Genomic DNA, 12,671 nt, shown 5'->3' on the forward strand with positions numbered 1-12,671 from the left:
ATTCTTTGTGGGGCACCGCTTGGTTTTTTGCCGGTTCGCGGTCCCGAAATTTTGAAAGATTTGTTGTATGACGACGCTCGTTCCCCTGTCGCAATTCGCCCGAAATCCCGGAAAAATCGATTTGTTGATTGTCGGCGCTGGCCCGTCCGGTCTGGCCGTGGCCCAAGAGATGTCAGGCCAAGGTTTGAATATCGTCGTGCTGGAAAGCGCGGGTCTGATCGAAACGCCGGAAACAGCCGAACTGTGCCGCGTGGACCATGACGGAGATTTGCGCAGCCCCGCGCCCTTGGCCAAGCGGCAGGAGTTTCACGCGGAGTCGACGGTGCATTGGGACCCAGACGTTCAGCGCTATGGCGTGCGCTGCCGCGTGATTGGTGGATCAACCATTGCTTGGGCGGGGAAATCCGCGACGTTCGACGAGACCGATTTTGCAGAGCGCCCTTGGGTCCCGCTGTCGGGTTGGCCTATCAGCCGACCCGAGTTGATGCCCTACCTCGACCGTGCGGCCGATATCCTGAACCTTGGCCCGAATGTGTACGATGAAAAGTTCTGGGATGTGGCGGGCCGCAAGTCGCCTGAACCCAAACTCAACGAAAGCCGACTGAAGCCTTTCTTCTGGCAATTTGCGCGGTCGCGCGTGGACCCGATGGATATCTATCGCTCGGGCCCGGAATTTCTGGAAGAGCAGCGCAGTGATGTAACCATCGTGACCGATGCGACGGCGCAAAAAATCCTGACCGATCCTACGGGGCGTTTTGTGCGCGGGGTGTCCGTAGCGAACATCGCCGGAGAGGTGTTCGAACTGCACGGCGACACCTGCGTGATCGCGGCGAGTGCGGTGGAAAATGCGCGACTTCTGCTGCTGTCCAATGACGCCAAACCGGCGGGGCTTGGCAACGACACTGATCAGGTGGGCCGCTACCTGATGGATCATCCGGGCGCGCATGTGGCGAGCTTCCCCGAGAAGGATCTGAAGCCGATCAAGAAAAGGTTCAGCTTCTATGGTCTGTCCCATAATGGCCGTACACTGATGTACATGCCGGGCCTTTCTATGGCACCGGAGCTGCAGCGCGAGGAAGAGCAGTTGAATTGCGCGGTCTACTTCATGATGGAGCGCGCCGAGGACAACCCGTTTGATGCGCTCAAGCGTTTGCTGAAACGCCAGAGCGACCGGCCGCTGGCAGATATCAAGAACATCATCGCCAACGCGGGTATCGTCGGCGCAGGTGTCGCGCAAAAGGCGCTGCAAAGCGGGATCGTTCCGCGCAAGGTCAAGCAGATGGTGTCCAACGCCGCGATCCTGATCAGTCCTAATTTCGTGGTCGAAGAATTCGAGACCCGCGGCATCCCGCACAAGCTCACCGGAGTTGCGATTCATGCGATCACCGAACAGCCCCCGCGCGCTGAAAACCGCGTGACCTTGTCTGAGCAGACCGACCGTTTTGGAAATCCGCTGCCCCGCGTGGAGTGGGAGATCGGAGCAGCCCCCCGCCGCGCGCTCGCGGGCATCGCAAGACTGGTTGCAGACGAATTAGAGGCGTCTGGTCTGCCGCGACCGCAATTGGCCGATTGGGTTCAGAACGACCGCCCCGAAGATGCAGTCATCATTGATATGGCGCACACCTTGGGGACGACACGCATGAGCCTTGATCCGGCGACCGGTGTTGTGGATCAGAACTGTCAGGTCTACGGGACCGAAGGGCTCTATGTGGCGGGCGGCTCGGTCTTTCCGACCAGCGGGCACGCGAACCCGACCTTGATGATGATGGGGATCGCCGTGCGTCTGGCTGATCACCTAAAGGACAAAGCCAGCCAGAAACCTGCGGCGGCGGCCTGAACGAAAACAGCCCCTTCTGGTGCAGAAGGGGCTGAGACGTTATTCGGCGGCGCGCATTGTGCTGGTGTGGTGTGGCACCGGGGCCGAGATATCCTCGACCTCCCAAATGATTTCGGGCCGTTTGACACGTCTCGCAGCGCGGGCCAGTGCCAGATCGCGCGCGGCACGGCTGCCTTTGCCAAGGGACATCTTGGCCAGCAGGGTCGCGATCCAGTGCAGATATGTGCCCGCCCAAACCCGCAGCGCCAGCAGTGATGGCGTAAAGACCAGCGTCAGAACCGTGGCGATCCCCAGACCAAAGACCACAGCGGTGGCAAGCTGCTTCCACCACAGGGCAGTGGGGCTGTCGATCGAGTAGCCGCCGTTGATGAAATCGAGGCTGAGGCCAAACATCATCGGGGCCAGACCTGCCATCGTGGTGATGGTGGTCAGCAGAACGGGACGGATGCGGGCTTCGGCTGTGCGCGTGATCGCATCGATCCGCGGCATGTACCGCGAGAATTCCTGATAGGTGTCAATCAGAACGATGTTGTTGTTCACGACGATCCCCGCAAGCGCGACAATCCCTGTGCCTGTCATGATGATCGAGAACGGCTGGTTCATCACCAGCATCCCGATCAGCACACCTGCCGTTGATAGAATGACCGCCAAGAGCACGAGTACAGAGTTATAGAAGCTGTTGAACTGCGCCAGAAGGATCACAAACATCAGCCCAAGCGCACCTGCAAACGCACTCTGAAGGAAGGCTGCGGACTCGGCTTGATCCTCTTGGTCGCCAGTCCACTCGGCCTCTATGCTGGCGGGGAACGGCTCTGTGTCGAGCCAAGCGTCCAGTGCCTCGATCCGTTCGTTGCCATTCACAGCACTGAGCACAGCGTCGCCGTTGACTGCGTCGCGCACGGCCTCACGGTCCGTACCCTCGGCTAGCCAGTACAGACCGTAGGGGGTTTCTCCCTTGGTCGCAAAGGCTTGGCCGCGTTCGCCCACGGGCAGCACAGTCAGGTCTTGCAGCATGGCGGTGATTTCGCCGTCCTGCACCAGTTTCCACAGGCCGGGGGCCACGTCTGCCTTGATGTCAAAGTGCCGCTTTTGATCGACGCGGTTGATCTCCGCCAACTGCGCGACGGGCTGGCGCGTGATGAAGTTGGCCAAGGGCACGAGCCCTTCGGCGGTACGGACCTTGAGCGTATCTAATGTCGACAGCACGCGGTCCTGTTCGGGCAGGCGGACGCGGATGTCGATCTCTTCGTCGCTGGTGTCCACGCGCATGGTGTCCAATAGCAGACCGTTTGTGACCAACTGAACCATCGCGCCCACGGCTGCCACGTTCGCGCCGTAGCGACCCGCCTTGGCCACGTCCACGTCGATTTGCCAGTCGATGCCGGGCAGGGGCAGGGTGTCTTCGATCAGCGTCAGGCCGGGCAGGCTTTCAAACTGTGTGCGGGCCGTTTGCGTCGCGCCCACCAGTTCGTCCCAGTCGTCGCCCTTGAGCCGCAGGTGCACAGGTTTCCCAGAGGCGGGGCCCATGGCCAGCTCCAGCACTTCGGCCTGTATGCCCGGAATCTGGTTGAGCTGTGTGGTCAATTCCTCGAGCACCACGTTGCCGTCCAGATCGGCGCGGCCCATCCGCTCTTCCCAGCGAATGGTTTCGAATTGCACCTGACCGATGGTGTCCGATGGGGCCTGCGCGCCGCCGTTGTTGCTGTCGAGCCCACCCGATCCCGCAAAGGAGAAGACCGAGCGTACACCGGGGTGGGCGATAACGACTTCCTCGACCTCGCGCACCAGCGCATCCTTTTCCTGCAGGCTCAGGTTGCCGCGTGCGCGGACATAGACCTGTGCTTGCTCGGGCTCGGACGCGACGAAGAATTCGACGCCATTGTTGTTTGCGCCGTAATAGCCAAAGGTCGAGATGACAAAGAAGATGACCCCGCCAATGACCGCAAGCGGCATGATGGGATTGCCCACGATCCCGTGCATGAGCCAACCGAACGGCGACCGCTTGTAGCCTGCATCCACGCTGCGCTTCTTGCGCCAATCCACGCGGGCAGCGTCGATGGTGATGCTGGATAGCACAGCCCCGACGAGGAAGATCATGATGCCGGGCAGATAGGCACCAAAGCTGCCACCACCCTGACCGTTGGTCAGGTAGCCCGGGTTCAGGGTCTGCATGACGCCGATAAAAATCAGGTAGAGGCTGGGGGGAACCAGAAGGATGCGCACCCACCACGGCGCGATGCGGCGCAGACCTTCGCCGGAATTGTGGAACGTGCGGCTCAAGCGGCCGGTCACGCCGCCAAGGACAGGCAGGTAGATCAGTGCCACCACCAACGAGGCAGACAGAACATAGATCAGGGTCACGGGCAGCATTCCCATGAATTCGCCGGGCACACCGGGCCAGAACAGCATGGGCAAGAAGGCACAGAGCGTCGTCGCGGTCGAACTGACGATGGGCCAGAACATACGCTTGGCAGCCTCGACATAGGCGTGCATGGGGCCCGAACCTTCGGAGATGCGCTTGTCAGCGTATTCCACCACCACGATCGCGCCATCCACCAGCATGCCCACGGCAAGGATCAGACCAAACATGACAATGTTCGAAATGGCGATGCCCGAGGCTCCAAGGATTGCAAAGCATAGCAGGAACGACGTCGGGATCGAGAAGCCAACCAACAGCGCAGGGCGGATGCCCAAGGACGCGAGCACCACGATCATGACCAGCGCGATCGCTGTCAGCACCGATCCTTCGAGCTGTTTGACCATGCTGTCCACGGTGTGGGACTGGTCGTTCGAGCTGCCCACTTGCACGGCGGCGCGCATCTCGTCAGGCCATGCTGCGCTGGCGGTGGCGATGACCTCTTTGACCTCGTTCGCGGTGTCGATCAGGTTGTAGCCCTTGCGCTTGACCACCTGCAGGGCAACGGTTTTCTCGCCGTTAAAGCGCGCGGTGCCCTGTCGGTCTTCGAAGGTCGGGCGGATGTCCGCGATATCGCCCAAGGTCACAACACGGTCGCCGTTTGTTTTCACGGGTAGGTCATAAACATCGCGCGGCTCGTCAAAGGACGAAGGGATTTTGACGGCAAAAGAGCCTTGTTCGGTCTTCACTTCGCCCGCTGCGATCAGCTGGTTGTTGTTCTGAACCACGTTAATCAGCTCATCGGCTGTGACGTTGTAGCTCTCCAGCTTCAGTGGGTCGATCACGACCTCGAGCATCTCGTCGCGGTTGCCCGCGATGCCGGCCTCTAGAACCGCATCCAGTCCTTCAATGTCTTCTTGTAAGTCCTTGGCAATGCGGTTCATTGTGCGTTCCGGCACGGCACCGGTCAGGTTCACAATGATGATCGGAAATTCTGAAAAGTTGATCTCGTTGATCGAGTATTTCTCGGCGCCTGCGGGGAAGTTTCCTTCGGCAGTGTTCATCGCGTCGCGCACATCGGCCAGCGTTTTGGTCTTGTCCCAGCCAAACTCGAATTCCAGCGCGACACCTGCGTACCCTTCGGACGCGGTCGAGGACATGGACTTTAGCCCGTCCAGATCGGACAGCTCTGTCTCCATGGGTTTGACCAACAGGGTTTCGCTGTCTTCGGCGCTGATGCCTTGGAATGGAACCGAGACAAACAGCGCGGGAATTTCGATGTCCGGCTCGCCCTCTTTGGGCAGGCCCACATAGGCAAAGGCCCCCACCGCGATCGAGATCACGATGAAGAACAGAACCATGCGGGCGCGTTCAGCAGCCCAGTCGACGATGCCGATCATTTACTGGCCTCTCGATAAGTGGGATCTACGGCGACGCCATCCACCACGTATTCCTGACCGACCACGATCACGGACACGGTTTGGGGCAGGCCGCTGACCCAGATACCGTCGATGGTGTCACGCAGAACAGATACAGGCATAAAGCGCGCCACATCACCCGTATCGACCACACGCACGCCCAAAGCGCCCTCGTCGTTCAGGGTCAGCGCGGATTGGGGCAGCAGATGCGCATTCTCGCCCGGGGCAGAGATTGCGACCTCGGCCGTTTGTCCCTCGCGGATGTTCAGGTCCGCGTTCGGAACGTCAATCTCCACGCGGAAGGTGCGGGTGATCTCGTCCGCGGAGCGCGACAGGAACGTCACTTGGCCCACAACCTCTTGGCCGGTGGTCAGACGCGCGCCTGCCTTCGCCCCCAGATCAATGCGGTTCACCTCGGTTTCGGGGACAAAGCCCACGACCTTGATCGGGTCCAGCTGGATGACGGTGCCACAGAGCGAGCCGGGCTGCATCAAACTGCCAAGCTCGGCGGTGTCGTTTTCGATAATGCCATCAAAGGGGGCTTCGATTGTCAGGCGATCGATTTCCTTCTTCACCGACGCGATCGAGGCTTTGGCGGACAAAATGCGCGCTTCGGCGCTGGACAGTCCGCCTGTTGCAGCCTCGACCGAGGCGCGGGCGCTTTCGATTGCGGCCTCGGCGTTGGCAACCTGCGTCTCAGAGGCAAAGCCATTCTTGGACAGCTCGCTCGCGGCACGGGCATTGATCTCTGCCTCGCGCAATCTGGCTTTGGCCTCGACCAAGCGGGCCTGCGCTTCGGGGCGGGCGGCCTCTGCCTCGGCCAGGGCGGCTTCGGCTTCGGCCAGCGTGGCTTCGAGCGTGCCGGGATCAAGCTCACACATGACTGTGTCTTTGGTCACGTACTTACCCTTGCGCAGAGGCGCCGAGATCACCTGACCAGAGCTTTCCGACCGCAGCTCGACCTGACGGGCGGCTTCGGTTTGGCCGCGCAAAATCACGGCGCTGTCGATTTCTTGGGCTTCCATGGTCTGCACGACCACACCCACCTTACGAGTGGTGCGCGCCTCATCCTCGGATGCGGTCTCCTCGGTTGGGGCAGCACCTGCAAAGGCCAGCAATTGCTCGCGCTCGAACACAACCAGATACAGAACTCCGGTTACAATCAGGGCAGTCAGAAGTTGGACGATGCGCATGGATATCCTCGGTCTTGGCCCGCAGCACAGTCTAACACACAAAGGCGGGAATCGTTGCGGGCTATTCCTACACCGAAAACGTTTACGCTAAACCACATAGTTTAGATCAGCTGTGCGACATATAAACGGCAATTGGAGGAATTCCGATAGCCCGTAGACCCTTTAGGATGAATGCAAAAGCACCATCGCCCTTGGCAAGGGAACGCGTCTAGGGTTACAGAGGGGCAAAGAGTTACGGGGCAGACTATGAGCAATACCGACAGCTTTATCGACGAAGTCACCGAAGAGGTGCGTCGCGATCGGACTTTCGCCTATATCAAGCGGTATGGATGGATCGTGGGTCTGGCCGTCGTTGTGGTCGTTGGCGGGGCAGCTTGGAACGAATGGACCAAGGCGCAGGAGCAGGCCGAGGCAGAGGCATTTGGTGATAGCCTGCTTGACGCATCCACCGCAGAAACCCCCGAACAGCGCGCCGACGCTTTGGGTATGATCGAAGCGCCGGATGCGACCGCCTCTGCGATCGTGGCACAGATGCGCGCACAGCAACTGGTCGAGGCTGGCGACACCGAAGGGGCGATCACTGCCCTGAACGAGGTCGCTGCCGACGGCGAATTGCCCCGCATCTACCGTGATATCGCAGCGTTCAAGGCGCTGCTGATCGCGCCCGAAACCCAAGACACCGATGCGCGCCGCGTTTCGCTAGAGGCTTTGGCTGCACCTGGCGCGCCCCTGCGCCTGCTGGCTTTGGAAGAGCTGGCCTACTTAGAAGCGGGCGCCGGCAATCGAGATTTGGCGATCGAGACTTTGACCCGTATTCTGAACGACGCAGAGGTCGCCCCTGACCAGCGTCAGCGTGTCCGTGATGCATTGACCGCTTTGGGGGCCGACCCCGAGGCTGCGGCCCAATAAATAGTTTGACGAGGAAGATTGCCATGACGCTTTGCCGCCGCACTGCCTTGACTGCGGTTCTTGCCGCGACAACCCTGCTGGCGGGCTGCGCACAGCAAGAGGTGATCCTACCCGGCGAGCGCCTGACCCTGCGGGGCGAGACCCCCGAGGCCGCGCCCGAAAACCTTACGGCGCCGATTTCCTTTGCTGCGGCCCAGAACCTGACCTCGTGGCCCCAGTCGCAAGCGAACATCCAGAACAACCCAGGCCATCTGCGCGTGAACTATCCGCTGGAGCAGGTGTTCGAAGTGTCCATCGGCGCGGCCGAAGACCGCAAACACCGTATCACGGCGCAGCCCGTAGTGGCGGACAACCGCATCTTTACCTTGGATGCCCAAGCGACCGTTCAGGCGACCGCGCCGGATGGCCGTGTCTTGTGGCGCCGCGACCTAACCCCGATGCGTGACGACTCGAGCCAAGCCTCGGGCGGCGGGCTCGCTGTGGATGGTAATTTGGTTTACGCGTCCTCGGGTTTTGGCAGCCTGACCGCGATGGATATCGCGACTGGCCGCATCCTATGGGAACAGCAATTGAACGCGGGCGGGACCGGCACACCCACCGTTGCGGGTGATCTGGTATACTTTGTCTCGAGCGACAACCGTGGTTGGGCGCTGGAGAAAGACACTGGCCGCGTGCGCTGGCAACTGAATGGCGTCGAAGGTGGCGCGTCCATCGTAGGCGGTCCTGCGCCCGCCGTGACGGACCAGTTGGTCCTGTTCCCTTTCTCGAACGGTGAGCTGGTGTCTGCGTTCCGTCTTGGCGGTGTGCAGCGTTGGCGTGCGTCGGTGTCGGGGACGCGGACAGGCAGTGCCTTGGCCCAGATCAGCGCGGTGACGGGCGATCCGGTGATTGATGGCGGCACAGTTTACGTGTCGAACCACTCTGGCCGCTTGGCGGCGCTGGATCTGGATACCGGTGATCGTATGTGGACGGCCCAAGAAGGCGCGCTCAGCCCCGTGGCTGTCGGCGGCGGCTCGGTCTTCCTTATTTCGGACCGGAACGAATTGCTGCGCTTGGACGCTGCTGATGGTAGCCGCATTTGGGGCACCAAATTGCCGAACTATATGGCCCGCACGCCGCGCAAGCGGGCGGACGTTTATGCCCACTATGGCCCGCTTCTGGTGAATGATCAGTTGCTGATTGCTTCGGGTGACGGCTCGCTCCGCAGCTTTGACGCGGCAAGCGGCGCGTTTACCGGCGGTGTGGTCGTGGATGGCGGCGCGGCAACCGCACCCATCGTTGTGAACGGTTTGGTGTATGTTGTGTCGCGCAAGGGCAAACTGATCGCTTTCCGTTGACGCAAATATGCGTTAAGGGCTGCGGCTTGATCCTGACGGAGTCGCTACTATGACATTTTCGCTGGCCATCGTGGGCCGCCCCAATGTGGGCAAGTCCACGCTGTTCAACCGCCTCGTTGGTAAACGTCTGGCGCTGGTCGATGACCAGCCTGGCGTCACGCGCGACCTGCGCGAAGGCGATGCACGCCTTGCGGACCTGCGCTTTACCGTGATCGACACCGCGGGCCTCGAGGATGCGACGGATGACAGCCTTCAGGGGCGGATGCGGCGCCTGACCGAGCGGGCCGTCGATATGGCGGACATCTGTCTGTTCATGATCGATGCGCGCGTGGGCGTGACCCCCGTAGACGAGATTTTTGCCGAAATCCTGCGTAAGCGGGCCAAGCATGTGATCCTTGCCGCGAACAAGGCCGAAGGCGCTGCCGCGGATGCCGGTGTGATTGAGGCGTATGGTCTGGGGATTGGCGAGCCGATCCGTTTGTCAGCCGAGCATGGCGAAGGTCTGAACGACCTGTACACGACTCTGCTGCCCTTGGCCGATGAGTACGCCGAACGCGCCGAAGCCGAAGCGCCTGAGACCGAGGTCGAAGTGGGCGATGACGAAGACGACTTCGACGGTGACGAGAACCTGAAGGTGCATCGTCCTACTGCGGCGAAGCCGTTGCAGGTTGCTGTCGTTGGCCGCCCGAATGCGGGCAAGTCGACGCTGATCAACAAGATTTTGGGCGAGGATCGCCTGCTGACCGGACCCGAAGCGGGCATCACCCGCGACGCGATCGCATTGCGGATCGAGTGGGACGGGCTGCCGATGCGGATCTTTGACACTGCTGGCATGCGCAAGCGCGCCAAGGTGCAGGACAAGGTCGAGAAGCTGTCAGTCTCTGACGGTTTGCGCGCGGTCAAATTTGCCGAGGTTGTGGTTGTTCTGCTGGATGCGGCGATCCCGTTCGAGCAGCAGGATTTGCGGATTGCCGACCTTGCCGAGCGCGAGGGGCGGGCTGTGGTCGTAGCTGTCAACAAGTGGGACATCGAAGACGAGAAACAAGAGAAGCTGCGCGATTTGAAAGAGTCGTTCGAGCGTCTGCTGCCTCAGCTCCGCGGCGCGCCGCTGGTGACGGTCTCTGCGAAAACAGGCCGTGGTTTGGACCGTCTGCGCAACGCCATTGAGCGCGCCCATGACGTTTGGAACCGCCGCGTGTCGACTGCCAGGCTGAACCGTTGGCTCGAGGGCATGATCTCGGCCCACCCGCCGCCCGCGCCGAACGGACGCCGGATCAAGCTGCGCTACATGACCCAAGCCAAGACCCGTCCGCCGGGATTTGTGGTCATGTGTTCACATCCCGATAAGATGCCAGATAGCTATTCGCGCTATCTTATCAATGGTTTGCGCGAGGACTTTGATATGCCCGGGACGCCGATCCGTCTGCATATGCGCGGACAAGGGGATCGTAACCCCTATCAGAACAAGAAGAAGGCACAGCCTTCGAAGCTGAAAAAGCACTTGGGCAAGGGCCAGCGGACATAAGCCTTGTTGGGCTTGTGTTGCGCGGCCGGGGGCTGTCTGCCCCCAGACCCCCGAGAGTATTTTGGCAAAGATGAAAGAGGGCGCCCCTTTGCGGGCGTCCTTTTTTATTGGGTGAAGTGTAGGGCGAAGGTGAGGACGGTCGCTGCTGTCAGGTCTGCTGTCAGCGTGAAGTAGAGATATGGGCGCGGCAGGTGACCCGTGATGCGGGCCGATTGGTGCAGTAGGGCCCAGAGCGCGTGGATAAGGAGACCAAGCGGGAGCAGAAGCGGGCTAAGGGTCAGGGTGACCAGTGCGCTGATGGCAATCAGAGGAGCGAATAGGCGTGGGCAGAAAGGACTGTTGGCGATGATCAGCAGAAAGATGGTCTGTGCTGCTAGAAAAGCGCCGGTGAGCCAGACGGCCTCGGTCGGGCCCGCGAGACTGGCGACAAGGGTGAGGGCCAGCGGCGCGAGGAGGCCGGAGGCAGCGGGGGACAGGACGTGGCTGGGGAGGGGAAGGGATGAAATATGCATGTTGGCCAAATATTTCGTGTGTGGAAACAAGAACGCCCGCGGGCTGTTCCGCGGGCGTTTGGTTGGGATATGCGTGCCGCTTAGACCAGTTGGCCTTCGGCGGTGAGGGTGGTGCGTCCCCCAAGATAGGCATGGAGCACCTCGGGTAGTGTGACCGACCCGTCGGCTTGTTGTCCGTTTTCGAGGACCGCGATCAAGCAGCGGCCTACAGCAAGGCCCGAGCCGTTCAGGGTGTGCACGAATTCAGGCTTGCCGCCCGCGGTGGGCTTGAACCGGGCGTTCATGCGGCGGGCTTGGAAGTCACCGCAGACCGAAACCGAGCTGATCTCGCGGTATTTGTTTTGGCCGGGCAGCCAGACTTCGATGTCGTGGGTGCGGCGCGCGCCAAAGCCCATGTCGCCGGTGCAAAGTGCAACGGTGCGGTAGGGCAGGCCGAGGCGCTCGAGGATGCCTTCGGCGCAGCCGGTCATGCGGTCCAACTCGTCGCGGCTGGTGTCGGGGTGGGTGATCGAGACCATTTCGACTTTTTCGAACTGGTGCTGACGCAGCATCCCCGAGGTGTCGCGGCCCGCGCTGCCCGCTTCGGAGCGGAAGCACTGGGTGTGCGCAGCGTAGCGGCGGGGCAAGGTTGCCTCTTCGATGACTTCGCCATTCACGAAGTTGGTCAAGGTGACCTCGGCGGTTGGGACCATCCACCAGCCGTTGGTGGTTTTGTAGCTGTCCTCGCCGAACTTGGGCAGCTGGCCGGTGCCGTACATCATCTCTTCTTTGACGAGCACGGGGGTCCATGCCTCGGTCAGGCCGTTTTCATCTACGTGGGTGTTCAGCATGAACTGTGCCAGAGCGCGGTGGATGCGAGCAACCGCGCCGGTCAGCACAACAAAGCGCGAGCCGGAAAGCTTGCCAGCAGTGGCGAAGTCCATGCCAGGGATGACGCCGGCGATCTCGAAATGCTCTTTGGCGTCGAAATCGAGGGTCGCGGGGGTGCCCCATTTCTTGATCTCGACATTGTCGTCTTCGTCGGCGCCATCAGGGACATCGTCGAAGGGCAGGTTCGGGATTTCCATGAGCATGGCGTTCAAGGCTTCGTCGTCGGCCTTGGCTTCGTCGTTCAGACGGGCGATTTCGGCCTTCTTGTCGCCGACAAGGGCGCGTAGGCGTTCGAATTCGGCCTCGTCGCCGCGGGCTTTGGCGGCACCGACTTCTTTGGACGCTTTGTTCTGCTCGGCTTTGGCGGTCTCGGCGGCTGCGATTTTCGCGCGGCGGTCTGCATCAAGGGCGAGAATTGAGGGTGAGACCGGATCAAGGCCACGGCGGGCCAAGGCGGCGTCAAAGGCTGCTGCGTTCTCGCGGATATAGCGAATGTCGTGCATGGGTCTCTCCAGTGAATCTTCGCGGGCGTTATGCAACATCTTTTGCGCGAGGGGTAGTCTGAGCGGTTTGATCGCTCGGGAAAAAAATGCCGCAGATTGGGGCAGGTGGCAGAGGCCGGGGGCTGCCTGCCCCCGGACCCCCGGGAGTATTTCCCGCAAAGATGAAGAAATGAGGTGATTCGCGGCGCGATTGTTTCCTGAAGGTAAAACG

General features: G+C 61.1%; 8 protein-coding genes. 4 read left to right on the plus strand and 4 right to left on the minus strand.

Annotated features, from left to right (window positions below; genetic code table 11):
• Positions 1 to 67 precede the first annotated feature (67 nt).
• Positions 68 to 1,837, plus strand: coding sequence for a GMC oxidoreductase (locus BM225_RS10795; protein WP_092464361.1), 1,770 nt, complete (start codon positions 68 to 70; stop codon positions 1,835 to 1,837).
• Between the two features lie 39 nt (positions 1,838 to 1,876).
• Here the strand turns inward: BM225_RS10795 and BM225_RS10800 are convergent, their stop codons facing one another.
• The gene (locus BM225_RS10800; protein ID WP_092464363.1) at positions 1,877 to 5,593 is read right to left on the minus strand and encodes an efflux RND transporter permease subunit; all 3,717 of its coding nucleotides are present in this window, start codon (positions 5,591 to 5,593) and stop codon (positions 1,877 to 1,879) included.
• Positions 5,590 to 6,804, minus strand: coding sequence for an efflux RND transporter periplasmic adaptor subunit (locus BM225_RS10805; RefSeq protein WP_072706625.1), 1,215 nt, complete (start codon positions 6,802 to 6,804; stop codon positions 5,590 to 5,592). The genes BM225_RS10800 and BM225_RS10805 overlap by 4 nt, the downstream gene beginning before the upstream one ends.
• Before the next feature lie 246 nt (positions 6,805 to 7,050).
• On the opposite strand from BM225_RS10805, the gene BM225_RS10810 reads away from it, so the two are divergent.
• From BM225_RS10810 to der, 3 genes are read left to right on the plus strand one after another with little or no spacing between them, the layout of a single operon-like run.
• Complete coding sequence (locus BM225_RS10810) at positions 7,051 to 7,713, plus strand: tetratricopeptide repeat protein (protein ID WP_072706624.1); 663 nt, start codon at positions 7,051 to 7,053, stop codon at positions 7,711 to 7,713.
• A 23-nt stretch (positions 7,714 to 7,736) separates the two neighbouring features.
• Positions 7,737 to 9,050, plus strand: coding sequence for a PQQ-like beta-propeller repeat protein (locus BM225_RS10815; protein WP_072706623.1), 1,314 nt, complete (start codon positions 7,737 to 7,739; stop codon positions 9,048 to 9,050).
• Positions 9,051 to 9,099: 49 nt separating this feature from the next.
• Positions 9,100 to 10,575, plus strand: a complete 1,476-nt coding sequence (gene der / locus BM225_RS10820; protein ID WP_092464365.1) for a ribosome biogenesis GTPase Der — start codon at positions 9,100 to 9,102, stop codon at positions 10,573 to 10,575.
• Positions 10,576 to 10,679: 104 nt separating this feature from the next.
• On the opposite strand, the gene BM225_RS10825 is transcribed toward der, so the two are convergent.
• The gene (locus BM225_RS10825) at positions 10,680 to 11,087 is read right to left on the minus strand and encodes a hypothetical protein (RefSeq protein WP_092464367.1); all 408 of its coding nucleotides are present in this window, start codon (positions 11,085 to 11,087) and stop codon (positions 10,680 to 10,682) included.
• 80 nt (positions 11,088 to 11,167) lie between these two features.
• A complete protein-coding gene (gene serS, locus BM225_RS10830; protein WP_092464369.1) occupies positions 11,168 to 12,460 on the minus strand; it encodes a serine--tRNA ligase in 1,293 nt (430 codons plus the stop codon).
• Positions 12,461 to 12,671 lie beyond the last annotated feature (211 nt).

It is taken from the genome of Donghicola eburneus (assembly GCF_900115865.1).
Taxonomy (GTDB): Bacteria; Pseudomonadota; Alphaproteobacteria; order Rhodobacterales; family Rhodobacteraceae; genus Donghicola; species Donghicola eburneus.

Excerpts from the sequence above, each read along its gene's own strand:
- BM225_RS10795 (WP_092464361.1), top strand. The coding sequence starts at position 68 with ATGACGACGCTCGTTCCCCTGTCGCAATTCGCCCGAAATCCCGGAAAA.
- BM225_RS10800 (WP_092464363.1), bottom strand. The coding sequence starts at position 5,593 with ATGATCGGCATCGTCGACTGGGCTGCTGAACGCGCCCGCATGGTTCTG.
- BM225_RS10805 (WP_072706625.1), bottom strand. The coding sequence starts at position 6,804 with ATGCGCATCGTCCAACTTCTGACTGCCCTGATTGTAACCGGAGTTCTG.
- BM225_RS10810 (WP_072706624.1), top strand. The coding sequence starts at position 7,051 with ATGAGCAATACCGACAGCTTTATCGACGAAGTCACCGAAGAGGTGCGT.
- BM225_RS10815 (WP_072706623.1), top strand. The coding sequence starts at position 7,737 with ATGACGCTTTGCCGCCGCACTGCCTTGACTGCGGTTCTTGCCGCGACA.
- der (WP_092464365.1), top strand. The coding sequence starts at position 9,100 with ATGACATTTTCGCTGGCCATCGTGGGCCGCCCCAATGTGGGCAAGTCC.
- BM225_RS10825 (WP_092464367.1), bottom strand. The coding sequence starts at position 11,087 with ATGCATATTTCATCCCTTCCCCTCCCCAGCCACGTCCTGTCCCCCGCT.
- serS (WP_092464369.1), bottom strand. The coding sequence starts at position 12,460 with ATGCACGACATTCGCTATATCCGCGAGAACGCAGCAGCCTTTGACGCC.